Source organism: Staphylococcus chromogenes (assembly GCF_029024625.1).
Lineage (GTDB): Bacteria > Bacillota > Bacilli > Staphylococcales > Staphylococcaceae > Staphylococcus > Staphylococcus chromogenes.
Genome location: NZ_CP118953.1, coordinates 1014553 through 1041277 on the forward strand (window position 1 = coordinate 1014553; position 26725 = coordinate 1041277).

24 protein-coding genes are annotated in these 26725 nt (G+C 36.1%); 17 read left to right on the top strand and 7 right to left on the bottom strand.

The features are described 5' to 3' along the window. Window positions 1–85: 85 nt before the first annotated feature. The gene (locus PYW36_RS04980; protein ID WP_103159171.1) at window positions 86–532 is read right to left on the bottom strand and encodes an SACOL1771 family peroxiredoxin; all 447 of its coding nucleotides are present in this window, start codon (window positions 530–532) and stop codon (window positions 86–88) included. Window positions 533–608: 76 nt separating this feature from the next. On the opposite strand from PYW36_RS04980, the gene PYW36_RS04985 reads away from it, so the two are divergent. Further along, entirely contained in the window at window positions 609–1352 is a 744-nt protein-coding gene (locus tag PYW36_RS04985) for a glycerophosphodiester phosphodiesterase (RefSeq protein WP_103159170.1), read from the top strand. 130 nt (window positions 1353–1482) lie between these two features. On the opposite strand, the gene PYW36_RS04990 is transcribed toward PYW36_RS04985, so the two are convergent. The 3 genes from PYW36_RS04990 to PYW36_RS05000 form a co-directional block, all read right to left on the bottom strand. Continuing rightward, on the bottom strand, window positions 1483–2442 hold the full coding sequence (locus PYW36_RS04990; protein ID WP_103159169.1) for an ornithine cyclodeaminase family protein: 960 nt from the start codon (window positions 2440–2442) through the stop codon (window positions 1483–1485). A gap of 168 nt (window positions 2443–2610) precedes the next feature. After that, on the bottom strand, window positions 2611–3213 hold the full coding sequence (rpsD, locus tag PYW36_RS04995) for a 30S ribosomal protein S4 (protein ID WP_103159168.1): 603 nt from the start codon (window positions 3211–3213) through the stop codon (window positions 2611–2613). A 227-nt stretch (window positions 3214–3440) separates the two neighbouring features. Beyond that, on the bottom strand, window positions 3441–3896 hold the full coding sequence (locus tag PYW36_RS05000) for a GAF domain-containing protein (RefSeq protein WP_037574375.1): 456 nt from the start codon (window positions 3894–3896) through the stop codon (window positions 3441–3443). A gap of 169 nt (window positions 3897–4065) precedes the next feature. Between PYW36_RS05000 and ezrA the strand changes: the two genes are divergently transcribed. From ezrA to PYW36_RS05035, 7 genes are all read left to right on the top strand, one after another. After that, window positions 4066–5766, top strand: coding sequence for a septation ring formation regulator EzrA (ezrA, locus tag PYW36_RS05005; RefSeq protein WP_103159167.1), 1701 nt, complete (start codon window positions 4066–4068; stop codon window positions 5764–5766). Between the two features lie 276 nt (window positions 5767–6042). Further along, window positions 6043–7179 carry a cysteine desulfurase family protein gene (locus PYW36_RS05010; RefSeq protein ID WP_103159166.1) on the top strand — a complete coding sequence of 379 codons (1137 nt, stop codon included), beginning with the start codon at window positions 6043–6045 and terminating at the stop codon, window positions 7177–7179. After that, window positions 7176–8396 (top strand): tRNA uracil 4-sulfurtransferase ThiI, encoded by a 1221-nt coding sequence (gene thiI / locus PYW36_RS05015; RefSeq protein ID WP_103159165.1) that lies wholly within the window; start codon window positions 7176–7178, stop codon window positions 8394–8396. Before PYW36_RS05010 ends, thiI begins: the two co-directional genes overlap by 4 nt. A 20-nt stretch (window positions 8397–8416) precedes the next feature. Next, window positions 8417–9190 carry a sulfite exporter TauE/SafE family protein gene (locus PYW36_RS05020; protein WP_103159164.1) on the top strand — a complete coding sequence of 258 codons (774 nt, stop codon included), beginning with the start codon at window positions 8417–8419 and terminating at the stop codon, window positions 9188–9190. Window positions 9191–9279: 89 nt separating this feature from the next. Further along, window positions 9280–9774 (top strand): thiol peroxidase, encoded by a 495-nt coding sequence (gene tpx / locus PYW36_RS05025; protein ID WP_103159163.1) that lies wholly within the window; start codon window positions 9280–9282, stop codon window positions 9772–9774. 71 nt (window positions 9775–9845) lie between these two features. Next, window positions 9846–10793: a class I SAM-dependent methyltransferase gene (locus PYW36_RS05030; RefSeq protein WP_103159162.1), complete on the top strand. Its 948-nt coding sequence runs from the start codon at window positions 9846–9848 to the stop codon at window positions 10791–10793. A gap of 81 nt (window positions 10794–10874) precedes the next feature. Further along, complete coding sequence (locus PYW36_RS05035; protein WP_037574360.1) at window positions 10875–12071, top strand: acetate kinase; 1197 nt, start codon at window positions 10875–10877, stop codon at window positions 12069–12071. A 196-nt stretch (window positions 12072–12267) separates the two neighbouring features. Here the strand turns inward: PYW36_RS05035 and PYW36_RS05040 are convergent, their stop codons facing one another. Further along, window positions 12268–12768 carry a universal stress protein gene (locus PYW36_RS05040; RefSeq protein WP_037574358.1) on the bottom strand — a complete coding sequence of 167 codons (501 nt, stop codon included), beginning with the start codon at window positions 12766–12768 and terminating at the stop codon, window positions 12268–12270. A gap of 147 nt (window positions 12769–12915) precedes the next feature. Here PYW36_RS05040 and ald point away from each other — a divergent pair, with 147 nt between their 5' ends. Next, the gene (gene ald, locus PYW36_RS05045; protein ID WP_103159070.1) at window positions 12916–14031 is read left to right on the top strand and encodes an alanine dehydrogenase; all 1116 of its coding nucleotides are present in this window, start codon (window positions 12916–12918) and stop codon (window positions 14029–14031) included. A 77-nt stretch (window positions 14032–14108) separates the two neighbouring features. Here ald and PYW36_RS05050 read toward each other — a convergent pair whose 3' ends face one another. Beyond that, complete coding sequence (locus PYW36_RS05050) at window positions 14109–15164, bottom strand: M24 family metallopeptidase (RefSeq protein WP_103159069.1); 1056 nt, start codon at window positions 15162–15164, stop codon at window positions 14109–14111. Between the two features lie 122 nt (window positions 15165–15286). Here PYW36_RS05050 and PYW36_RS05055 point away from each other — a divergent pair, with 122 nt between their 5' ends. Further along, complete coding sequence (locus PYW36_RS05055) at window positions 15287–15982, top strand: metal-dependent hydrolase (RefSeq protein ID WP_037574354.1); 696 nt, start codon at window positions 15287–15289, stop codon at window positions 15980–15982. 155 nt (window positions 15983–16137) lie between these two features. Here PYW36_RS05055 and PYW36_RS05060 read toward each other — a convergent pair whose 3' ends face one another. Further along, complete coding sequence (locus PYW36_RS05060; RefSeq protein ID WP_037574634.1) at window positions 16138–16551, bottom strand: universal stress protein; 414 nt, start codon at window positions 16549–16551, stop codon at window positions 16138–16140. A gap of 185 nt (window positions 16552–16736) precedes the next feature. On the opposite strand from PYW36_RS05060, the gene PYW36_RS05065 reads away from it, so the two are divergent. From PYW36_RS05065 to pfkA, 7 genes are all read left to right on the top strand, one after another. Continuing rightward, a complete protein-coding gene (locus PYW36_RS05065; RefSeq protein ID WP_103159068.1) occupies window positions 16737–18032 on the top strand; it encodes a DRTGG domain-containing protein in 1296 nt (431 codons plus the stop codon). 13 nt (window positions 18033–18045) lie between these two features. Beyond that, window positions 18046–18981, top strand: coding sequence for a DHH family phosphoesterase (locus PYW36_RS05070; protein WP_103159067.1), 936 nt, complete (start codon window positions 18046–18048; stop codon window positions 18979–18981). A 24-nt stretch (window positions 18982–19005) separates the two neighbouring features. Then, the gene (locus PYW36_RS05075; protein WP_103159066.1) at window positions 19006–22203 is read left to right on the top strand and encodes a DNA polymerase III subunit alpha; all 3198 of its coding nucleotides are present in this window, start codon (window positions 19006–19008) and stop codon (window positions 22201–22203) included. Between the two features lie 117 nt (window positions 22204–22320). Further along, window positions 22321–23550, top strand: a complete 1230-nt coding sequence (ystJ, locus tag PYW36_RS05080; RefSeq protein WP_103159065.1) for an NADP-dependent malic enzyme — start codon at window positions 22321–22323, stop codon at window positions 23548–23550. Between the two features lie 36 nt (window positions 23551–23586). Continuing rightward, complete coding sequence (accD, locus tag PYW36_RS05085; RefSeq protein WP_103159064.1) at window positions 23587–24447, top strand: acetyl-CoA carboxylase, carboxyltransferase subunit beta; 861 nt, start codon at window positions 23587–23589, stop codon at window positions 24445–24447. After that, entirely contained in the window at window positions 24447–25391 is a 945-nt protein-coding gene (locus PYW36_RS05090; protein WP_103159063.1) for an acetyl-CoA carboxylase carboxyltransferase subunit alpha, read from the top strand. The genes accD and PYW36_RS05090 overlap by 1 nt, the downstream gene beginning before the upstream one ends. A 359-nt stretch (window positions 25392–25750) precedes the next feature. Beyond that, complete coding sequence (pfkA, locus tag PYW36_RS05095) at window positions 25751–26722, top strand: 6-phosphofructokinase (RefSeq protein WP_037574339.1); 972 nt, start codon at window positions 25751–25753, stop codon at window positions 26720–26722. Window positions 26723–26725: the final 3 nt, after the last annotated feature.

Consider the following 26725-nt stretch of genomic DNA (forward strand, 5'->3'; position numbering starts at 1 on the left):
AACCTCCTTTAGTAAGATTTTTTAATTTTAACAAATATTCTGACAAATTAAAAGTAAAATTTCACGGAACCTTTTTCCCGTGAAATTAAATAATGATTTTTGCTCGACTTTCTATGCGTACATTGCCTCTTAAACTATTAGAGACCATACAATGATTATCCGCAATTTCAAGTAATCGTTTGATACGTCGTTCCAATTTATCTTTGGTTGCGTGATCTTCAACAGTAATTTGAATATCGTGTAAAATTTGCTTCATAGTAAATCTATTTTCATTAAATTCAGCTGTTCCAATTGATGTTATTTGTAGTTCTTGAATATTGAAATGCGCGCGCTCCAGTGTAGCGGCTAATGAAATGGTAAAACAACTCCCTGCAGCACTGACTAATAATTCATCAGGATTTGTACCATGTCCCATCCCTCCTAATGATGCAGGAATAGAAAATGATTCTTGCAAAATATCCCCTTTAAATTTGCCTGTTTCATCACGGCCACCTTGCCAATGGAAATTCACTTTAAAATCGTGTTGAACCAAATTACTTCACTCCTTATGAGAATGTGTTAAGTTTAGTGTAGATGAATTTTGTCACTTTGGAAAGGAAGGGGAGTTTATGAAACTCAATAAACCTTTTAAGGAATTTAAAATCGTGGCTCATCGTGGTTTTTCAGAACAATTTCCAGAAAATACACGTGAAGCCTACCAAGCGGCTCTGAGTCGCCATATAGATATGCTAGAAATTGATTTACATATGACGCGTGATGGAGCGCTTGTCGCAATACATGATGAATCCATCGATCGAACTTCTAATTCGAAAGGCGACGTGGCTTCCTATACGTTAGAGAAATTGAGAAGTTTTGATTTTGGAAGTTGGAAAAAAGGACATAAAGAAGCGGAAATTATGACCTTCGATGAAGTATTAAAATTATGTAAAAACTATTCTAAAACTTTGCTCATTGAAATAAAAAATCCAAAAAAATACCCAGGTATTGAAAAAGCAGTCATTCAAAAAATTAAAAATGCACAATTTCCATATTACAGAGTGATTATTCAATCGTTCGATATGAACTCTGTGCAAACATTCCGTACATTAACACCTTATATTCAAACGGGTGTATTGATTAGTAAACGAAAATATTGGTTAAAACAACCACCCTTCAAAGATATTGCAAGTTACGCTGATTATATTAATCCAAATTATAAATTAGCAAATCGTAAGTTTATAAAACGGGCACACTCAGAAAATTTAAAAGTCATTCCATATACTGTTAACGATATGAAGATTGCTAAAAAGTTGATTCAACGAGGCGTAGACGGTCTCATTACAGATGCACCAAGCCGATTGTTTAAATTATAATTTAAATAACAGGAGAGGTAAACTGTGGTTAGTTTGTTTCCTCGCTTTTAAAAATAAGCTGTCGACATGATGACGTACGATGTCGACAGCTTTTTTAGTATCAATTTTGATAAGTGAATAAAAAGAAACTTTAGTTCGCATTTTTTAATAATTTTTCATAAGCTCCAATAGCTACTGCTAAATCGAAGTGTGCTGCACCAACACATTTAAAAATGCTGATTTCGTCATCTTGTTTCCTTAATGATTCATCATTCAACACGACAGATTGTAAATCACCATCAATTTCATCAAATTTAAAGATATTTTGCTGATCCGCTTCTATAAATTCTCCTGATTCTTCTTTTACACCTTCAATATCATCAAAGACAATATGTTGGGCATCTGGAAATAAATGAAAATCGAGTTCTTTCATATCTGGACGATAAGAACCTATCCCATTGATATGCGTCCCTTTTTGCACATCTTTCGCTTCAAACACGGGTGATTGAGAGGCGGTTTGACAATTAATGATATCTGACTGCTTAACGAGCGTTTGAACGTCTTGCACAATGTCGACTTCTAAAGAAGGGAAGGACTGAAAAATGCGTTGTTTAAACTGTTCAGCTTTTTCTTGCGTTCTGTTATAGAGTAATACTTTCTTTATCGGGCGTACTTCTAAATTGCCTAATAATTGTTCAAAGGCCATTCCTCCAGTCCCAATCATTCCTAAAGTTTGACTCTGAGTACGGCTCATATATTTTGTCGCGATACCGCTTAAAGCTCCTGTACGCAAACGCGTTAAATAACTAGCATCAAGACTTGCAACATGCTCACCCGTCTCGATATTCGTAATAATGATGTTCGCTTGAGTGGTAGGGCGCCCTTGTTGTGGGTTTTCAGGCGTAATTGATGTAATTTTAATGATGCCCATTTGTTTTTCTGTATGAATACAAGGCATGTAAAGCATGGACTTTGCACCTTCTCCAGTAGGAAGAACGACACGTTGTGCGGTAGTAATCGCATCCATATTATTAAAAAGTGTCTCAATATCTTTAATTGCATCAGACATTTTGTATGTAGATTGAATGATTTCATCGTTCCATATTTTCATTATGATTCCTCCTCATGCAGTAGATAATTTCAGTATACGTATATTCCAGTGCGTTGAAAAGTACGGACGATTCTCAAATAGCGGAGATAATCCGTTTAATTAAGGAAGGGCAAATGAATCAACAAAAAAACCACCATACATTTGTATGGTGGTGCGATAAGACGAAGATTAACGTGAGTAGTACTCAACGATTAATTGTTCGTTGATTTCAGCTGGTAATTCGCTACGTTCAGGAAGACGTACGAAAGTACCTTTTAAGTTATCAGCGTCAAATTCTAAGTAGTCAGGAACGAAATTATTGATTTCGATGGACTCTTCGATAATCGCTAATTTTTTAGATTTTTCACGAACAGTGATTTCTTGACCAGGTTTTAAAGTATATGATGGGATGTCTACACGTTTACCATCTACTTCAACATGACCATGACCTACTAATTGACGTGCTTGACGACGTGTACGTGCTAAACCTAATGCGTAAACCACTGCATCTAAACGGCTAGCTAATAAGATCATGAAGTTTTCACCGTGAACACCGCCTTGTTTACCAGCAGCTTCGAAAGTGTTACGGAATTGTCTTTCAGTCATTCCATATAAGTAACGTAATTTTTGTTTTTCACGTAATTGTAATCCATACTCAGATAATTTTTTACGTTGAGTTGGACCATGTTGTCCTGGTGCATAAGGACGTTTTTCTAATTCTTTACCAGTACCTGATAATGAGATACCTAAACGACGAGATTTTTTCCAGCTTGAACCTCTGAATCGAGCCATAATTGACTCCTCCTTTATCTTTTTTGTTGTTATGAAAAAACAAAAAAGAGTGTTGAATGCTCGTAAAGATATGATATTTTATGTGTCCTCGCCTCATAGCTACGGTTACACGGCACGCCCGCTTTGGGAATATCATAGCGCCTCACAATATTCAACTGCTATTTTCGTTTTTCACACAAAGACAATTGTACCATGGTGGCATTAAAAGTCAAGTGTAATCTTAAACTTTATAAATGGCGCTCTAAAACTTCAACGATTGTTTGTAAACCTTGCTCATCTGAATGGCTAAATCGATCTTTAATAGGGGCGTCAATATCTAATACACCGATAATTTCGTTATTTTTATGAATTGGAAGCACTATTTCTGATTGACTATTCGCATCACACGCAATATGACCAGGAAAAGCATTCACGTCAGCAACACGTTGAACGCTATCATGTTTAACAGCAGTACCACATACACCACTACCGATTTGAATATGGACACAGGCAGGTTTACCTTGAAAGGGCCCCAAAATTAACGCATTGTTTTTTAGTAAATAAAAGCCAACCCAATTAATATCGGATAGGTTTTCATTTAAGAGTGCGGATGTATTACTTAAATTTGCAATGATATCCGTCTCGTCAGTCAATAATGCATCCAGTTGACGCGAGATTAAATCGTAATTTGTTTGATTATTCATAATAGGTTGCCACTCCCCCTTGAAATTTTAAAATTATTATAGCCTTTTCATACAAGTTACGCAATTTGTAGCGAATGTATGGTAAACTTTTATTATTGAAGATTTCATTTTAATGCGTTATAGAATTACGTTATAATGAATTTATGTTTTTAGAAGGAGACGAAAGGACATGGCATTATATATTATTTTAGCTATTATCATCATTATACTGATTGGTATCGGTATCCTTTTTATGATGCGATCCAACAAGAGAACCATCATTCAAAGTGCAGAAGATCGTAAAGTAAAATTAAACGATCTCTCTTATGACGAAAGTTTACATAAGTTAGAGCAATTGAATTTGACAGGTCAAACAAAAGCCGAATACGACGCATTAAATTCGTCATGGAAATCATCCCTTAATGACTACTTAATGCCAGTAGATGAAAAGATTCACGAAGCAGAAGTAAATTTAGATAAATTTAAATTTACGCAAGCAGAAACGGACATCAATGATGCGCACGAAATGATGGATGCGTATGAAGCCAAACATTTAGAATTAACTGAAAAAGCCGACAAGGTATTGAAGATTCATCATGACAGTGATGAGCTATTTGAACAAACTAAAGAAGAACATCGCAAACTCAAGCGTGAGGTGCTTGCGAATCGTCATCAATTTGGAGAGGCTGCTCCGCCATTAGAAAAAGAAATAGAACAAGTGGAACCAGAATTGTCTTTATACGAAGAATTAAAGCAAGAAGGGAATTTTAGACAAGCACACGAACATATTAAAAATTTAAATGAAGACTTAACATTTTTGAAAGAAGATATGAAAGAAATTCCTGATTTAATTCGCGAGGCACAAAAAGAGTTGCCAGGACAATTTCAAGATTTGAAATATGGCGTGCGTGATTTAAAAGTGGAAGGTTATGATTTAGATCACGTTAAAGTCGATGGTACATTACAGAGCTTGAAAACAGAATTAAGCTTTGTAGAACCTATGATTAGTCGGTTAGAGTTAGATGAAGCGAATAAAAAATTAGAAAATATTAATCTACAGTTAGATGAAATGTATGATTTGATTGAGCATGAAGTGAAAGCTAAAAATGCTGTAGAAGAATCAAAAGAGCGTATTACAGATGATTTATTTCATGCGAAAGATATGAACTATACGCTACAAACTGAAATTGAATACGGACGAGAAAACTACTACATTAACGAAAGCGACATCCAAAGCGTTCGACAATTTGAAAATGAAATTCAAAATTTAATTACGGTATACGACGAAATTTTGATGGAGATGGCAAAATCATCTGTACGATATAGTGAAGTGCAAGATAATTTGAAATATATTGAAGATCACGTTGACGTAATTAACGAAAAACAACAAAAGCTTCAAAACCATCTTGTGTCATTACGAGAAGATGAGGCAGAGGCAGAAGAGCACATTTTACGTGTTCAAAGTAAAAAAGAAGAAATTTATCGACGCCTACTCGCTTCAAACTTAACGAGTGTGCCTGAACGTTTCATCATTCTTAAAAACGAAATTGACTATGAAGTCAGAGAAGTGAATGAACGTTTTAGTGAAAGACCCGTTAATGTTCAACACTTAAAAGATAAGGTGAATAAAGTCGTATTACAAATGAATAAGTTTGAAGATGAAGCGAATGATGTATTAATCAATGCAGTCTATGCCGAAAAGCTCATTCAATATGGTAATCGCTATCGAAAAGACTACAACGATTTAGATAAGAGCTTAAATGAGGCCGAACGTTTATTTAAAAATAACCGTTATAAACGTTCAAGTGAAATCTCTGCACAAGCTTTAGACCGTGTAGAACCTGGTATTTCTGAAACGATAGAACGTGAAGTAATGAATCAACAACCTTAATCACTGAAAAGAACCTGAGATGATGAAATTCTCAGGTTCTTTTATATTATTCATGATAAATACTTATCAAAATCTAGGATATGTTTAAAAGTAGAGTGACAGGTTGGAGTTACTTTAATGATGAACAATCCCTCTTATCTAGATACAGTCAGTTAGCATTTTCTATTGACCTTATCGGTTAAATTATAGAAAATAGCTAATATGTGTTTTATTTTCATGGAGATAGTGTAGTACAATAATGATTATTCATAATCTTTTTCAAGGAGTTCTTGTAAGATGTTATATTTTGACAATGCTGCGACAACAAGACCTGACCCAGAAGTATTAAAGAGTTACATGAAAGTGAATGAAACGTTGTTTTTTAATCCAAATAGCCCTCACGTAAAAGGGGTGGAAGCTGCGCGTCTACTTGAAAAAGCACGCGAGCAAATTAAATCCTCGTTAAATTTGCGTGAGGAGACACTTATTTTTACAAGTGGCGCCACAGAATCAAATAATATGGCATTAAAAGGTGCGGCGTATCAGAAAAAACCTTTTGGTAAAACAATTATCACCTCTGTTCTTGAACATCCATCTGTCTTAGAAGTGATGCGACAGTTAGAGCAAGAGGGCTTCACTTTAAAATATGTCAAGATCACGGAATCAGGTCAAATAGACCTAAATCATTTAGAATCGTTACTCAACAACGATGTGATTCTTGTGACGTGTATGCAAGTGAATAATATTATGGGGCAAATTCAGCCTATCGAAGAAATCGGTCAAATCTTGACACGCTTTCCGAAAGTTCATTTTCATGTGGATGCTGTTCAAGCCTTAGGCAAAGTCCCTTTGACGATGACAGGAATAGATAGTTTAGCTATTAGTGGACATAAATTTAATGGTTTAAAAGGCCAAGGATTACTTGTACTAAAAAATGCACATGCTGTTTCACCGATTATTCAAGGGGGCGGTCAAGAGCTCGGACTTCGGAGTGGTACTGTGAACTTACCAAGTGATGTTGCGTTAGCGAAAGCAATTCGTTTAGCTGTTACCACGCAAAGTGAAATGATGTCCACTTTAAGAAAAGTTAATGACGAAATACGCCAACGCCTCCAAAACTACCCTGGTATAGTAGTGAACTCACCGATCACTGCCTCCCCTCATATTTTAAATATTGCTTTTCCAGGGGTAAGGGGTGAAGTTTTAGTGAATGCATTTTCTAAACAAGATGTCTTGGTTTCAACAACCAGTGCATGTTCATCTAAACAGTCAAAAGTTAATGAGGTATTACTTGCGATGAATATTGATACTACAAATATATTAGGAAGTATTCGTTTATCTTTTGACCAACATACATCAAATGAGGATGTAAACGTGTTCTTCCAAGCATTAGATCACGTCTATAATGAAGTAGAGGAGTTGCTAAGAAAATGATATATGATCATCTTCTAGTAAGATATGGAGAACTAACATTAAAAGGGGCAAATCGTAAAACATTTGTAAGTCAATTACGTTCAAATGTCAAACGTGCTTTGATGCCTTTAAAAGGTTATGAAGTGAAAGCCAATAGAGATAGAATGTATATTCAACTTCAACCTGAAGCGGAAATAGAAGAAATGATTGCGCGTATTTCAAAAGTTTACGGGGTTCATTCGATAAGTCCAGTGCTTAAAATTGAAAAAACAATGGAAGCGATGTACGAACATGCTATCAAGTTTGCAGATCAATATAACGCTGGAGACAGTTTTAAAGTCGAAGTTAAACGTTCGGACAAACAGTTTGAATATGAGACTTTTGCAATACAACGGATGGTTGGAGGCGCAGTTCTAAAACATGCAGAGGATTTACACGTTGACGTACGTCAGCCAGACCATGAAATTAAAATTGAGGTCCGTTTGGATGCGGTCTATATGTATGATCGAGTGATTCCAGCAATCGGCGGATTACCAATTGGTACCGGTGGAAAAACACTCTTAATGTTATCAGGAGGCATTGATTCACCTGTAGCTGGCATGGAAGTTATGCGTCGAGGTGTGACAATTGAAGCTATTCATTTTCATAGTCCACCTTTTACTAGTGAGAAGGCGAAAGAAAAAGTCATTGAACTCACGCGTATTATGGCTGAGCGTGTAGGGACAATTAAGCTACATATCGTGCCATTTACTGAAGTTCAAAAACAAGTTCATAAAGTCGTTCATGAACGTTATACAATGACATCAACACGCCGCATGATGTTAAGAATTGCAGATAAAGTTGTGCAACAAATTGGTGCAGATGCCATTGTAAATGGAGAAAATTTAGGTCAAGTTGCAAGTCAAACGCTTAAGAGTATGTATGCTATAAACGCAGTGACATCAACACCAGTTTTACGTCCTTTATTATCGTTAGATAAAGAGGAAATCATTAATAAAGCCAAAGCGTTAGGAACGTTTGAAACGTCTATCCAACCTTTTGAAGATTGTTGTACGATTTTTACGCCTAAAAATCCAGTGACAGAACCACAATTTGATAAAGTAATACAGTATGAATCTGGCTATGATTTTGAACCAATGATTGAGAAAGCGATGGCTGAGATTGAAACATTAGTCATTGATAAAAATTATCAAATCCATGCTCAAGAAACAGAACAATGGGATGATGATTTATTCTAATTTAATTGGGGGTGAAGGGGATGGAATTAGATTTAACGCTTATTTTAATTGCAGTCGCTTTTGCTTTTCTAGCTGCCTTTATTGATGCTGTCGTTGGGGGCGGCGGATTGATTTTAATTCCTGCTTTGCTTGCGCTTGGAATCCCGCCGGCAACGGCATTAGGAACTAATAAAATGGCAAGCGCCTTTGGTTCGTTTACCAGTGCCACTCGTTTTATTCGTGCGAAGAAAGTGGATCTTGCCATTGTTGGAAAACTGTTTCCACTCTCATTTATTGCAGCCATCGGGGGGACATCCTTAGCGGTTTTTTTACCCTCAGAGGTGTTAAAACCACTTGTTATCATCATTTTAACGTGTGTGCTTATTTATACGCTTGTGAAAAAAGATTGGGGAGCGACACGTACTTATCGTAAATTAACACCTGTAAAAGCGATAATTTTTATTCTTTTAATTGTGGTTATTGGGTTTTATGATGGCTTTTTAGGTGGAGGTACGGGTTCATTTCTCATGTTTGCATTACTCGTCGTCGGTTTTGACTTTTTAAGTGCAGCTGGAAATGCAAAAGTTCTTAATTTTGCTTCCAATTTAGGTTCACTTCTTATGTTTATGTATTTAGGTCATGTAGATTATGTGCTCGGACTCTTATTAGCATTAAGTTCTGTTGTAGGATCTTATGCCGGTGCGCAATTTGCCATCCGAAAAGGTGTAAGTTATGTCAAAGTGTTATTCGTCGTTGTCACGCTCATTCTCATCTTAAAAAATACATATGATTACATTCAAGATTTTTTACTTTAGTCATAGTAATGAAGACCTATGACGTGCGAAGTACCTTCATTACTCGTATAATATAATTGACTTAGATTGATTTAAGGAGGCAAAATATTTTGACACAAATTACGTTTAAACAAAATCCTGTTACACTTAAAGGAACAGAAGTTAATGTAGGTGATCAAGCACCTGACTTTAAGGTTGTTGATAATAACTTACAGGAAGTCACATTATCTCACTTTGATGGTAAAAAGAAATTGTTGAATGTTGTTCCATCATTAGATACGGGTGTATGTGACCAACAAACGCGAAAATTCAATGAAAAAGCGAATGATGAGGACGGTTACGTTTTAACATTATCTTTAGATTTACCATTTGCTCAAAAAAGATGGTGTGCCTCTAGTGGATTGGATAACGTCATTACCCTTAGTGATTATCAAAAACACTCTTTTGGTGAAGCTTATGGCGTTGTTATGGAAGAACTACAACTCCTCGCACGCTCTGTATTTGTATTAGATGAAAATAACAAAGTTGTCTATAAAGAAATAGTGCCAGAAGGAACAGACTTTCCAAACTTCGATACAGCACTTGAAGCATATCGTCAATTATAAGGAATTACAATTAAACTGGAGGCTGGAACATTTATGATGTACCAGCCTTATTTTTTGAAAGGACGTAAACAATGGCAGAATCAGCAACAATTATGGAACAATTATTTAAAAAGTTGGATGAAACAACCCAACAACTCAATGAAGAGAATGGACAAAGTTTTATTGAGAATTTAGGTCTTGCAATGGAACAATTGTATACAAAAGATCGCGAATTCATCGAACAAGCAACACTACAAGATAGACGAAAAGCGTTTCAATTTGCTTATTTAAGCCAACTTCAAAAAGAAGAAGTACAAGCTAACCATCAAATCACGCCAGATTCTATTGGCTTAATATTAGGATATTTAATTTCTCAATTCGAAGAAGAAAATAAGGAGCTACATGTTGTTGACTTGGGGAGTGGCACAGGACATTTAAGTGCTACAGTACATGAAGCGATGCCAGAGAAGACAATGATGCATCATTTGGTTGAAGTCGATCCCGTATTGTCCAGACTAAGTGTGCATTTGGCCAATTTCCTTGAAATTCCATTTGACGTGTATCCCCAAGACGCTTTAATGCCTCTGCCGTTTGAAGAAGCAGATGTCGTTTTGGGAGATGTGCCAATCGGCTATTACCCGGTAGATGAACGTAGTCATCAAATGAAATTAGGTTTTGAATCGGGACATAGTTATGCGCATCATTTGTTTATAGAACAAGCTATTACAGCATTAAAACCAGCCGGGTACGCATTTTTAGTCGTACCGAGCCAACTTTTTAATGATGAAAATATAAAACAGTTGGAAAATTTTATTGCAACAGAAACAGAAATGCAAGCTTTTCTGCACCTGCCTAAAAATTTATTTAAACAAGAACATGCGCAAAAATCGATACTGATTCTACAAAAGAAAGAGCAAGGTAAAACGCAACCTGTAGAAGTATTACTTGCTAATATTCCAGATTTAAGACAGCCACAGAATTTTCAAAATTTCTTATCTGAACTTAAAAATTGGATGAATCATAATCATCCTCAAAAATAATCTGTGGTACTCTTGAAATACGACTGTGATAATGGTTAAATAGATTTTGGAGATAAACTTTAAATATTGGAGGACGTTTACATGTCTAAGTTAATTTTGGCAATTAACGCTGGTAGCTCATCATTAAAATTCCAATTAATTGAAATGCCAGAAGAAAAATTAGTAACAAAAGGTCTTATTGAGCGTATTGGCCTTAAAGACTCTATTTTCACTGTAGAAGTGAATGGAGAAAAAGTGAAAGAAGTTAAAGATATTAAAGACCATGAAGAAGCTGTAAATATCATGTTAGAGAGTTTACAAGCACATGGCATTATTAATGACATTAATGATATTGATGGCACAGGTCATCGTGTCGTACACGGAGGAGAACGTTTCCCTGAATCTGCATTGGTGACAGATGAAGTTGTCGCTGATATTAAAAAATTAACGGATTTAGCACCGTTACACAACCCAGCTAACTTAATGGGTATCGAAGCGTTTAGAAAATTATTACCAAACATTCCTCACGTGGCTGTTTTCGACACATCATTCCATCAAACAATGCCAGAATCAGCATATTTGTATAGTTTACCTTATAACTACTATACAGATTATGGCATTCGTAAATATGGTTTCCATGGGACAAGTCATAAATACGTTTCACAACGTGCGGCTGAAATGTTAGGTAAACCTGTCGAAGAATTACGCATTATCTCATGTCATATTGGTAACGGCGCGTCAATCGCTGCTATCGATGGCGGAGAGTCAATAGACACATCAATGGGCTTCACACCACTTGCAGGGGTGACAATGGGTACTCGTTCAGGAAATATTGACCCTGCATTAATCCCATATATTATGGAAAAAACAGGCAAAACAGCTGATGAAGTTTTAAATACATTAAACAAAGAATCAGGCTTATTAGGGATTACTGGCACATCAAGTGACTTACGTGATATCGAAGAAGATGCGAGCAATGGTAATAAACGTGCAGAATTAGCACTTGAAGTCTTTGCTTCACGTATCCATAAATATATGGGTTCTTATGCAACACGTATGCACGGTGTAGACGTCATTGTCTTCACTGCAGGTGTAGGTGAGAATTCAGATGTCATTCGTGCACGTGTATTAGAAGGTTTAGAATTTATGGGCGTGTATTGGGATCCTCGTAAGAATGAAGGTTTACGTGGAAAAGAAGCTGAATTAAACTATCCACATTCTCCAGTAAAAGTACTCGTTATTCCAACTAATGAAGAAGTAATGATCGCACGTGACGTCATGAAATTTGGAGAATTATAATTTACAAATATAAATAAGACAGGACTGAAATCGTTTGATTTCAGTCCTGTCTTTATGTATATCGAAAAAGTAGGTTTTAGTTATTTTCAATTTTACATGTTATTTTTGATGAATTTGCATATTAAAACTGCCTACAAAGAGGAAACTTTGTAGGCAGTAAATGATATCATTTCTCTTAATTTCTAAGAGAAAGTCTTTAAATATTATGATCTTGCAGGAGTTCTTTCGTTGCAACTCGAGGTTCAAATGTTTCAGGAATTTGTTCTGTACGAACCACAAGTACGTCACATTCAGCATGGCGTACAATAGCTTCAGAAACAGAGCCGACAATAAAGCGTTCTACAGCATTGAGTCCTGAAGTACCACACATAATAAGATCAATGTCTCCATCTTCAGTTGCTTTCTTAGGGATAATTGATTTTGGAGAACCAAATTCTAATTTTGTTTCCACATGTGTAAGTCCTTCTTCTTCAGCTACTTTACGATAGCCATCGAGTAGCTTTTCAGCGAATGATTTAGACTTTTCAGTAAAATTAGCATCATAGACCTCGAATGATGTGTAAGTACGGGAATCGATGACATTCATAATGGTTAACTTGGCATCGTTACGTTTAGCTACTGCTACAGCTTTATTGAATGCCCATTCTGCTTCGTGTGAACCATCGACAGCGATAAGAATATGTTTGTACATTAACATGGCAAAAACCCCTTTCTTATTTCACTTCAATTATATCATATTTTTTGTAAATTCCGCCAATTATTATAAGTTAGAAAAAGTATTGAAAGTTATGATTGCGCTTACATTCATCATGCGTTATGATTAGTCGTGGGAGGTGTAGGGAGAATGAAAATTGGTATTCCTAAGGAGATAAAAAATAACGAAAATCGAGTGGGGTTATCCCCAAGTGGTGTTCATGCACTTGTTGAAGCTGGACATACTGTATTAGTAGAACAATCAGCAGGTATTGGATCTTTCTTTGAAGATCAAGACTATGTTGAAGCAGGTGCAAAAATCGTTGATGCTCAAACAAAGGTTTGGGACGTAGATATGGTGATTAAAGTTAAAGAACCTTTAAAAGAGGAGTATGACTTCTTTAGAGAAGGGTTAATTTTATTTACGTATTTACATTTAGCGAATGAACCTGAATTAACCGAAGCTTTAATTAAAAATAAAGTGGTTGCGATTGCTTATGAAACAGTTCAACTTGAAGATCGCTCGCTTCCTTTACTTACACCTATGAGTGAGGTTGCTGGTCGTATGTCTGCGCAAATTGGTGCTCAATTCCTACAAAAAATTAATGGGGGTATGGGTATCCTATTAGGCGGTATCCCAGGTGTACAAAAAGGCAAGGTTACGATTATTGGTGGGGGACAAGCAGGAACAAACGCAGCACGTATTGCTTTAGGGCTTGGTGCTGACGTAACAATCTTAGACGTTAACCCTAAACGTTTGCAACAATTAGAAGAACTTTTTGACGGACGTGTGCATACAATTATGTCTAATCCACTTAATATTGAAGAGCACGTTAAAGCAAGTGATTTAGTCATTGGGGCGGTACTTATTCCAGGTGCTAAAGCGCCACGTCTTGTGACTGAAGACATGATTAAGCAAATGAAAGCAGGGTCAGTTGTTGTTGATATTGCCATCGACCAAGGTGGTATTTTCGAAACGACAGACCGCATTACGACGCATGATGATCCAACTTATGTCAAACATGGTGTTGTACATTATGCGGTAGCAAATATGCCTGGAGCTGTACCACGTACATCAACAATCGGTTTAAATAACGCGACGCTACCATATGCGCTTCAACTTGCGAATAAAGGATATAAACAAGCATTAACTGATAATGTACCTTTATCACAAGGTTTAAACACTTATAATGGTTTAGTGACTAATAAAGCTGTTGCTGAAGCTTTCAACAAAGAATTCACACCTGTTGCAGATGTTTTAAAATAAATAAAGAGTAAAAAATGCCAACAAAGTTTGTCGCTTTGTTGGCATTTTTATGAGATTGGTTTTCATAATAAATAGTTTTACTTTTTGAAAGATGACAATGATTGATATCCCTCGTGAGTGACTAAAATATCATCTTCAATACGAACTCCGGCAATTCCAGGGACGTATATGCCAGGCTCCACTGTAATGACCATGCCTTCTTCTAGGAGATTGTCATTCGTTTCAGAAATGTCTTGATATTCATGAGCTTCAAGTCCTAATCCATGCCCTAAGCGATGTGGGAAATAGTCCCCATAGCCAGCCGCTTTAATAATATTTCGCGCAGTCTTATCAATGTCACTAATTTTCATGCCAGGTTTAATTTTGGAAATGGCCTCTGATTCCGCTTCTTTAACTATGTTATAAATTTGTTGAGCTTCCTCGCTTGGGTTTCCAAATGCAATTGTACGTGTAATATCGCTACAATAATTTTGATAGATAACACCAAGGTCAAATAAAACATATTCATCTTTTTGAAGTTTTCTATCTCCTGGTGTACCATGAGGGGCTGCCGCATGATCGCCAAATAGCACCATAGTGTCAAAACTCATTTCATGAACACCATAAGCTTTAATTTCATTTTCAATATGATTCACGACTTCTCGTTCAGTCACGCCCTCTTTTAAATAAGCTTCACCTATACGCATACATTCATCAGCGAGCTCAGCTGCACGTGCTAACACATTGATTTCTTCTTGCGTTTTGACATTACGCATCTCTTGAATAAGAGGGTCAATGGATTGTACATTTTGGATTTGAAAGGCTTGTTTAAGTTCTTTATATCGACGATAAGTTAAATGGTTTTCTTCGATGAGTACTGTATTGAACTTATCTCGATACTTTTCGTAAGGGTTTTCTGTGTCTAAATAACCAATGATTTGCCCTGCGAAAGGAGAGGCTTTAACTTCTTCAACTTCAAGTTGAGGGCAAAATAAAATACACTCTCCATCAGATTTAGCTAATAATGCAAATAAACGCTCATGAGGCTCACTTTTATAGCCCGTATAATAATAAATGTTAATTGGATTCGAAATCCATGCGGCATCCGCATTTGATGTTTTAATCTTCGTAATAAGTTGCTCTAAATGTGTCATTTGTTGTGCCTCCTTAATATCATCATTTTAATTAAAAAGGGTAAGTAATTCAATTTCTTTGAATGTGTGTCGCATAGTATCTCGTGGTATAGTGAGAGTAACAGTAAAAAGGAGGATGCATAATGAAACTATCTTTTCATGGACAATCAACAGTGTATTTTGAATCAAATGGAAAAAAAGGGATTATTGACCCATTTATTACTGGAAATGAATTATCAGATTTAGATGCGTCATCACTAGAAGTGGACTATATTATTTTAACGCATGGACATGAAGATCATTTTGGAGATACTATTGAAATCGCAAAACGGACAGAGGCTACTGTTATTTCTACAGCTGAAGTAGCCAATTATTTAAATTCTGCTCATGGAATTGAAAATGTGCATGGCATGAATATTGGAGGAAAATGGCAATTTGATTTTGGCACACTTAAGTTTGTTCAGGCCTTCCATAGTTCAAGTTTAATGGATGACAATGGCAAGCCTATATATTTAGGCATGCCAATGGGCGTCATTTTAACACTCGAAAATAAAACAATTTATCATACAGGAGATACAGGATTGTTTAGTGATATGAAACTCATCGCAGAACGCCATCCTGTCGATGTTTGCTTTGTACCTATTGGAGATAACTTTACTATGGGAATTGAAGATGCGAGTTATGCAATTAATACATTCATTCAACCTAAAATCAGTGTTCCAATTCATTACAATACGTTCCCATTAATTGAACAAAACCCAGAAGATTTTAAAAACGCTGTTACACACGGTCAAGTTCAAATATTAAAACCGGGTCAATCTGTGCAATTCACTGATTAATAGTGTATAAAAAAGAAGACGATGTTAATGAGAACTTTAACGAAAGTAGCTTTAGCATAAACAATTTATAAAAGCGCCTGAAATGCATTTTTCGGAATGATTTTTCAGGCGCTTTTTAAAATTTAGACAAGAGGCTCAATGTGGAGATAAATAATTTATTTAACGATGAGTACAGGAATATGCGCACGTTTAGCGATTTTGTGACTCACACTTCCTAAAACGACTTTTTTGTTTTCTTGTGCTTTGTGATTGCTTACAACTACAATATCGTAATTGCCGTTATTAGCATAGTCTACAATTTTCTCTTTTGGGTTTCCGCGTTCAATAATTTCCTCATATTGAATATTAGCGGCTTCTAACAAGTCTTTAGTGTCTTGTAATTTCTCACTTCGAATCTTTTTGAGTTCATTTACATGGGTTCCCAGTCGAACAGAGGCTTGTACATCTTGTTCACCCATCACATGCAATATCGTTACGATACTTTCTGTTCCGACTAATTTTTGAACTTCCTTAATGGCTTTTGCATTTTTAATCTCCGGATCTACTGCTAATAAAATATGTTTATGCATCATGTATCTCCTCCTTTTAATTATATTTTAAAGGAATGAAATTCATAATGCTATTAAATATCTGTATTTTTAGAAGTTTCATCTCGTTCCCAATAGTCATTAAAAAAGGTATAATGAACAAGAGAAAAATCGATTTGGTAAAGCAAAGGGTAAGCAAATAAATGCCCTTAGCTAAAGGAGTTCATATGACAAAACATGAGCAAATTATCAAACATATTGAAAAGCTTTCAATAGGTCAAAAAATTTCAGTTCGCAAAATTGCTAAAGACTTAGAGGTCTCTGAAGGGACTGCATATCGAGCAATTAAAGATGCGGGTCAACGGGGATTAGTTGCAACCATTGACCGAGTAGGAACTGTGCGTATAGAGAAAAAATCACGCGAGCAATTAGATGTTTTAACCTTTGGTGAAATTGCTAAAATCGTAGATGGCCAGTTAATTGCTGGAAAAGGAGGGCAATTTAATTCACTAACAAAATTTGCGATTGGCGCTATGGAAGTTGAAAACGTAGTGAATTATGTTTCCAAAAACACGCTTCTTATTGTTGGAAATCGCGTTGATGTGCAGAAAGCTGCGCTAAAAAAAGGGAGTGCGGTACTTATAACAGGTGGGTTTGAAACGTCTGATGAAATTGTTAAGTATGCGGATGAACATGACTTACCCATAATTTCTTCTAATTATGATACATTCATGGTGGCAAATATTATCAATAGAGCGATGTACAATCAGATGATAAAAAAAGAAATTTTGCTCGTTGAAGATATTGTGATACCAATTGAAGAAACATCCTATTTATATGATACGATGGCGGTAAAAGACGTACGCAATAAATCTCATGAAACCGGGCATTCTCGTTTCCCTGTTGTTGACAAGGAAATGAAGTTGACGGGGATTATTACGAGTAAGGATATTTTAAGCCAATCCTCTAAAATGCAGTTGTCTAAAGTTATGTCAAAACCACCGATGAGTGCTCAATTAAGTACGACAGTGGCGAGCTGTGCGCATTCCATGATTTGGGAAGGGATTGAATTATTGCCAGTAACTTCAGCTGATAGACGTTTAATTGGTGTCATATCTAGAGAAGATGTTTTAAAAGCGATGCAAATCGCCGGAAGACAACCACAAGTAGGAGAAACAATCAACGATCAAGTTGCTAAACATATTGATATTCGAAATAATCAAATTAAAGTAGAAATCACGCCGCAACTGACTAATCAATTTGGAACTTTAAGTAAATCAGTTTCAGTTGCGATAATTGAAGAAACCATTAAATATGTGATGCGTAAACATAAAAAATTAGAAGTCATGATTGAGAGTCTCAACATTTTTTATATAAAAACCGTTCAAATAGAGAACGAGGTTGAGGTTCTATATAATATATTAGATATGGGGCGAAACTTCGCTAAATTGGAAGTGACTATGCAAAGCGGGCAACAACCCGTAGCAACGGCTTTATTAATGTGTCAATTACTAGATAATTAAGGAAGTGCTATATATGAATACTTTTGAAGAAATTAAAACGAAAATTGAAGAATATGAAACAATTATTATACATCGTCATATAAGACCAGATCCCGATGCATTAGGGTCACAAACAGGACTACAAAAATATATTCAAACGAGATATCCAAATAAAAATGTTTTTGCCGTAGGTACGGATGAACCAACACTCGCAATGTTTGGAAATATGAATCGCATTCCTGATGAAGTTTATGAAAATGCATTAGTCATTGTATGTGATACAGCAAATGCACCACGTATAGATGACCAACGATATGATAATGGCTCAGCTTTAATCAAAATTGACCACCATCCCCCAGTAGATAACTATGGGGATTTAAACTATGTTGATACTGACGCTTCATCTACAAGCGAAATTATCTATGCTATGATTCACGCGTTAGGGGACGAAGCCTATATAAATTCAGCAATAGCTTCAGCCCTTTATTTAGGTATTGTAGGGGATACTGGAAGATTTTTATTTAATAATACAACGCCGAAAACGATGAATGTGGCTGCAAATTTACTAACGTATGACATTAATCATCACGACTTATTAAATCAAATGGCAGAAAAAGAACCCTATTTACTTGCGTTTCAAGGATATGTTTTACAAAATTTCCAATTAGATGATGATGGTTTTTGTAAAGTTAAAATTACAAATGATGTTTTAAAAACGTATCAGATTCCACCAAATGAAGCGTCATTATTTGTGAATGCAATCGCAGATATTAAAGGGTTACGGATTTGGGTTTTTGCCGTGGATGAGGGGCAAGACATCAGATGTCGCATTCGCTCGAAAGGTCTTGTGATCAATGATGTTGCACAAGCATTTGGCGGTGGAGGTCATCCTAATGCTTCTGGTGTTACAGTGAATGATTGGGACGAGTTTGAAGCGCTTGCACTGGCATTAAAGAAAAAATTATCTTAACAATAAACGAGGGAGGTCCATCCTATGGTTGCACATTTAAATATCCATACATCCTATGACTTGCTTAATTCGAGCGTTGATATTAAACGTATTGTCTCAAAAGCAAAGGCTATCGGGTATACGGCTATAGCTATTACGGACCTAAATGTTATGTATGGCATACCTCAATTTTATGATGCATGTGTCCAAGCTGAAATTAAGCCTCTATTAGGAATAACGGTTTATGTTACTGATGATCTCGTTGAAAAAGAAGCGGTTATTTTAGCTAAAAGTAATCAGGGTCTTAAAAATTTATTTAAATTATCATCTGAAATCAATACCCAACAACGCGCCCATTTAAATATTAATGAAATGAGTCCATTCATAAAAGAGACCGTTGTCATATTTAAATCCATGGATGAATCATCATCGACGTGGCTTAAAGGGTTGCCTGAGAGTACTACTGTTTATGTAGATGCACACTCTCAAATCTCGAATATTCAAAAAGTATGGATTGAGTCAACAATATATGAAGATTCAGAGGATGCAGATACGATAGACGTTCTTGCGGCCATTCGTGATAATACAAAACTAAACCTAGTGGACCCTCCCCAATTTCCCAATCAACATTTAAAATCATTTGATGAAATTGAAAGTCTACAAATACCTCATGAGTGGTTATCAAACACTGATGAAGTTGCACAGTTATGCCAAGCGACTCTAAACTATCACCAATCATTATTACCAGAATTTAAAACTCCAAATGAAATGTCGTCTGATGATTATTTATGGATGAAGTTACAACAAGCAATGAAAGAAAAACGACTTTTACAATCAGATTATCAATCGCGGGTTTTACACGAATTCAAAACAATTCAATCTATGGGATTCAGTGATTACTTCTTAATTGTAAGTGATCTTATTAATTATGCTAAAAACAACGGCGTAATGGTAGGGCCAGGAAGGGGGTCTTCTGCTGGTTCACTTGTAAGTTATTTATTAAACATAACGACTATTGATCCTTTAAAATATGATTTACTCTTTGAACGTTTTTTAAATCCGGAACGTGTCACAATGCCTGATATTGACATTGATTTTGAAGATACACAACGTGAAAAAGTCATTCAATATGTGCAACAAAAATATGGTGATTATAAAGTTGCAGGTATTGTGACATTTGGTCATTTGCTTGCAAAAGCGGTCGCGCGTGATGTGGGACGCGTGATGGGGTTTGATGAATCAACATTGAGTGAGGCTTCTAAATTAATTCCTAGTAAATTAGGTGTTACGCTTGATGAAGCCTATGCAACAGAAGCATTTAAACAATTTGTGCATCGCAATCATCGACACGAACAATGGTTTAAATTATGTAAGAAATTAGAAGGTTTACCCCGAAATACATCGACGCATGCGGCAGGAGTTATTGTTAATGATCATCCCCTCTATGAAACAATCCCCTTAATACAAGGGGACACTGGTATTTTAACGCAGTGGACTATGACTGAAGCCGAACGCATCGGGCTGTTGAAAATTGACTTTTTAGGTTTACGTAATTTGACCATTATTCATCAGGTCATTAAACAGATTCAAAAAGATCAGAATCATCTTATCGATATCGAATCTATTCCCTTTGATGATCATGCAGTATTTGAATTGTTGTCCAAAGGAGATACAACAGGAATTTTCCAATTGGAATCTGAAGGTGTACGTCGAGTGCTTCAAAAACTCAAACCCCAACATTTTGAAGATATTGTTGCGGTGACCTCTTTATATCGTCCCGGTCCTATGGAAGAAATTCCAACTTATATACGCCGTCGCCATCAACCGAGTGAAGTAAGATATTTACATCCTGATTTAGAACCTATTTTGAAGCGGACTTATGGGGTTATTATTTATCAGGAACAAATCATGCAAATTGCAAGCCAGTTTGCTGGATTTAGTTATGGTGAAGCGGATATTTTAAGGCGAGCGATGAGTAAAAAAAATAGAGCGGTATTGGAAAATGAACGCCAACATTTTATTGAAGGGGCGACGTCGAAAGGTTATGAACAATCGCTAAGCGAAGAAATCTTTGACTTAGTATTGAAATTTGCAGATTATGGTTTTCCACGAGCACATGCAGTAAGTTACTCTAAGATAGCCTATATTATGAGTTATTTAAAAGTTCATTATGCCTCGTATTTTTATGCGAACATTTTAAGCAATGTGATTGGGAATGAATCAAAAACAGCACAAATGGTATATGAGGCGAAACAACAAAAGATTCGCGTTCATGGGCCTCATATTAATCAAAGTCAATGGCGTTATCGTGCAGTGAACAATGAAATTTATATCTCATTAGGTGCGATTAAAGGCATCGGATATCAAAGTGTGCAAATAATTGTAAAAGAACGTATAGATAACGGTCCATATAAAGATTTTTTTGACTTTTGTCAACGTATACCGGCAAGGATACGCTCCAGAAGAATTTTAGAGGCGCTTATTCTATCAGGGGCAATGGATTGTTTTAAAAAGAATCGCGCAACCTTACTACAATCTATAGACCAAATCAATGATTCACAATCTGATTTAGATCAAAGTTTTCTAGAAGCTTTTTCGACAACAAAACAAGATTATCAAGAAACTGAAGAAATGCCTGACCATCAAAAATCAGAATACGAGAAACACTATTTAGGGTTTTATGTCTCAACGCATCCCGCGCAAAAAGCTTTTCAATTAAAACAATATCTTGGTGTATTTCCACTTACAGTCAAAGCACAATATGCACCAATTTTGGTGACCATAGATGATGTCAGAGTCATTCGAACTAAGAAAGGCCAACAAATGGCATTTGTTGCTTTGAACGATGGGGTGCGTCATATGGATGGGGTGCTCTTTCCAAATACTTTTCAAAAGATAGAAGCAACGCTCACTCCCAAAAATTTATATGTCGTGGAAGGTAAGTTTGAACAAAGAAATCATCTGCATCAATTAATTATCCAAAGTTTAGATACTTTAGAAAATTATGAAGCAAAAAGGTTAGAAACGGCAAGAAAAATAGTCACACGTCAAAAATTACCTGAATCCATATACAAAGAGGTATTGGTAGCTCAAGTACCTCAAAATCATCTAACAAGCGATTATTTAAATGTGGCTTATTTTAATAACAAATCTAATACAACAAAACCAATAGGCTACGTTAACCGAAAATATTTGAAGAAAATAATCCAAGCCGTGGAACCTCATAATATAAGATTGTTATAAGAAGGTTGTAAATGTAAATTATATATCAATTTTTTATGACGTATAGTATAATGACGAATAAGTTCGGCTGTTTTTCAGTCAGCATAATGAGAAAGTAAACAATGGAGTTGATAATGAATGTCTTTAAGAGACGAAGCTTTGCAAATGCATAAAGAAAACCATGGAAAACTTGCAGTCGCGCCTAAAGTTAAGGTTACGAATAAAGAGGAACTCAGTTTGGCCTATTCACCAGGAGTCGCTGAACCATGTAAAGATATCCATGAACATCCAGAAAAAGTTTATGATTACACGATGAAAAACAATACAGTCGCTGTAATTTCAGACGGTACAGCTGTACTTGGACTAGGCAATATCGGTGCAGAGGCCAGTCTTCCAGTTATGGAAGGGAAAGCAGTTTTATTTAAAAGCTTTTCAGGTATTGACGGCATTCCATTATCTCTTTCAACCACAGATACAGAAGAAATTATACGAACAGTGAAATTGTTAGAACCTAATTTTGGTGGGATTAATTTAGAAGACATTTCTGCACCACGTTGTTTCGAAATTGAAGAACGATTAAAAAAAGAAACTAAAATTCCAGTGTTTCATGATGATCAACATGGGACTGCGATTGTAACATTAGCAGGATTGATGAATGCATTACGTATTGTTAAAAAAGATCTTTCTGATATAAGAGTTGTTTTAAATGGTGCAGGGGCCGCTGGTATCGCAATAGTAAAATTATTGTATTCTTATGGCGTAAGAGAAATGATTATGTGCGATTCCCAAGGTGCGATTTATGAAGGTCGTCCTCACGGAATGAATCCGACAAAAGAATATGTAGCTAAATGGACAAATAAAGATAAAATTAACGGTAAACTCGCTGATGTTATTGAAGGTGCTGATGTGTTTATTGGTGTTTCTGTAGCAAATCTTTTATCTGAAGAAATGGTACATTCCATGGCGGATAATCCTGTTATATTTGCGATGGCAAATCCTAATCCAGAAATTACGCCTGAGTTAGCGAAATCAGCTGGGGCTAAAGTGATTGGGACAGGTCGTTCGGATTTTCCTAATCAAATTAATAATGTACTCGCATTTCCAGGGATTTTTAGAGGCGCATTGGACGTTCGTGCGACACATATAAATGAACAAATGAAACAAGCAGCAGTTGAGGCGATAGCAAGTTTAATTTCAGAAGAAGAACTTACTGAAGATTATGTTATTCCTGGACCATTTGACAAACGTGTGGCACCTTCAGTTGCTAAAGCAGTTGCCAAAGCAGCAATGGAATCTGGTGTTGCCCGTATTGATGTTGACCCAGAAGAGATTTATCAAAAAACATTAGCATTAACTGACCTTAAGTAACTCAGATAGAAAAAAGGGTAGTGTGGAGGTAAAACTATGTTTAAAGATTTTTTCAATCGTAATTCCAAAAAGAAAAAATATGTTACGGTGCAAGATTCAAAACAAAATGATGTGCCAGAAGGAATTATGACGAAATGTCCTAACTGTAAAAAAATAATGTACACAAAAGAACTGACTGAAAATCTTAATGTTTGTTTTAATTGTGATCATCATATCCCATTGTCAGCATACAGTCGTATAGAGGCAATTTCTGACGAAGGTACATTTAATGAGTTTGACAAAGGGATGACCTCTGCTAATCCTTTGAATTTTCCTGGATATGAAGAAAAACTTGAAAAAGATCAAACGAAAACAGGCCTGAACGAAGCAGTGGTGACAGGGACTGCAACTTTAAATGGTATTCGATTTGGCGTTGGTGTAATGGATTCTCGTTTTAGAATGGGGAGCATGGGTTCTGTTGTAGGCGAAAAAATCTGTAGAATTGTTGATTATTGTACCCAACATCGGTTGCCGTTTGTGTTATTTACAGCTTCTGGTGGCGCTCGTATGCAAGAAGGAATTATCTCTTTAATGCAAATGGCAAAAACAAGTGTATCGCTTGAGAAACATTCAGATGCAGGTTTGTTATTTATTTCTTACATGACACATCCAACTACTGGTGGTGTATCTGCAAGTTTTGCCTCTGTAGGAGACATAAATTTAGCGGAACCTAAAGCTTTAATTGGCTTTGCCGGTCGACGCGTCATTGAACAGACAATCAACGAAAAATTACCTGAAGACTTTCAAACTGCTGAGTTTCTTTTAGAGCATGGACAACTTGATAAAGTTGTGCATCGCAGTCAGATGAGAGAAACGTTAGCACAAATTTTTGAAATGCATCGTGAGGTGAAATCGTAATGCTTGAATTTGAAAAATCTATTCAAGAAATTAAAAACAAAATCGATTCTTTAAAGGATGCTCAGTCAAAAAATGATGTCGACCTTTCAGATGAAATTGACATGCTAGAAGCAGCGCTGCAAACAGAGAAAGAAAAAGTTTATACATCGTTAAAACCTTGGGATCGTGTGCAAATTGCACGTCTACAGGAACGTCCAACTACACTTGATTATATTTCACATATTTTTGAAGACTTTATCGAATTCCATGGAGATCGTAATTTTAGAGATGACCCTGCGATTATTGGGGGACTCGCATTCTTCAATGGAATCCCAGTCACTGTGATAGGACATCAACGTGGGAAAGATACTAAAGATAACATTTATCGTAATTTTGGGATGGCTCATCCTGAAGGTTATCGTAAAGCGTTACGTTTAATGAAACAGGCCGAAAAGTTCAATAGACCTATTTTTACATTTATAGACACAAAAGGCGCTTATCCAGGTAAAGCTGCGGAAGAACGCGGACAAAGCGAGTCTATAGCACGTAATTTAATTGAAATGGCAAGTTTATCGGTGCCAATTATTGCAATTGTGATTGGTGAAGGTGGAAGTGGCGGTGCATTAGGACTTGGCGTGAGTAACCGCATTCTAATGCTCGAAAACAGTACCTATTCGGTTATATCGCCAGAAGGGGCTGCTGGTATACTTTGGAAAGATAGTGCTTTAGCTAAAATTGCTGCTGAAACAATGAAAATTACGGCGTATGATTTAAAAGAACTTCAAATTATAGATGAAGTCGTTAAAGAGCCTTTAGGTGGGGCCCATCACGACATTGAGCGTCAAGCTAAACAAATTAAAGAGGCATTTACAAGACATTTAAAAGCGTTTCAACAAATGGATGAAAAAGCGATCAAGGAAGATCGTTTTAATAAATTTAGACAAATGGGTACATTTGTTGAATAAAGCGCAAATTAGTAATTATTACAAAACAATTTGGTATGCGCATATTGACGATGGATATCGTATGTGCGTAAGTGTGAATTAAATCATATTTCTAATAAAAGGTCGGGATATCTTTTAAGATGTTCTGCCCTTTTTATATTTTTCACTTGATATTATGTTACTATTTTTAGCGTTTTATAGAAGATTAGAATGACATATTTGAAGTTGTGAAAACACATATGAAAGCTTGTAATATGTACGTTTCGTGACAGTTGTTATTTAAACCGTTTTCATTTCATGGAGATGCTATTTTTAATGGAATGCCATGATGATTTATGTTATTTTTAAAGTAATAACAAAGCGAGAAAGGGAATGTCTACATGAAAAAGATTGCTGTTTTAACAAGTGGAGGAGATGCTCCGGGAATGAACGCAGCGGTTCGTGCGGTTGTTCGTAAAGCGATTTATCACAACATTGAAGTTTATGGAGTTTATCAAGGTTACCAAGGTTTAATTAATGACGATATTCATAAACTTGAGCTCGGTTCTGTTGGAGATACCATTCAACGTGGGGGCACGTTTTTATATTCTGCCCGTTGCCCAGAATTTAAAGAAAAGAGTGTTAGAGCTAAAGGTATAGAAAACTTAAGAAAACGTGGGATTGAAGGCCTTGTGGTTATTGGTGGTGATGGAAGTTATCGTGGTGCGCAACGCATTACTGAAGAATGCCACGATATTCAAACCATTGGAATTCCTGGAACAATTGATAATGATATTAATGGGACTGACTTTACTATTGGATTTGATACAGCTTTAAATACGATTATCGAATCTGTCGATAAAATCAGAGATACTGCCTCAAGTCATGCCCGAACATTTATTATCGAAGTCATGGGCCGAGACTGTGGTGATTTAGCGCTTTGGTCTGGACTTGCTGTAGGTGCAGAATCTATCATATTACCAGAAACAGAATATAATATTCAAGATATTGCCGAAAAAATACAACACGGTATTGATCGTGGTAAAAAGCACTCTATCATTATTGTGGCAGAAGGTTGTATGTCAGGAAACACTTGTGCAGACGAACTAACAAAATATATCAATGTGGACGCACGTGTATCCGTATTAGGACATATCCAACGTGGAGGAAGCCCAACGGGTATGGACCGTGTGCTTGCATCAAGAATGGGTGGATATGCTATGGAATTGTTGATGAATGGTGAGACTGCAAAAGGGGTAGGTATTAAAGATAATCATTTAACAGCAACTGACTTTGATCAAATCTTTAATGCAACATCAGAAAATAAAATTAATGAACGCATGCTTGAATTAACTAAAGAATTATCGATTTAATCT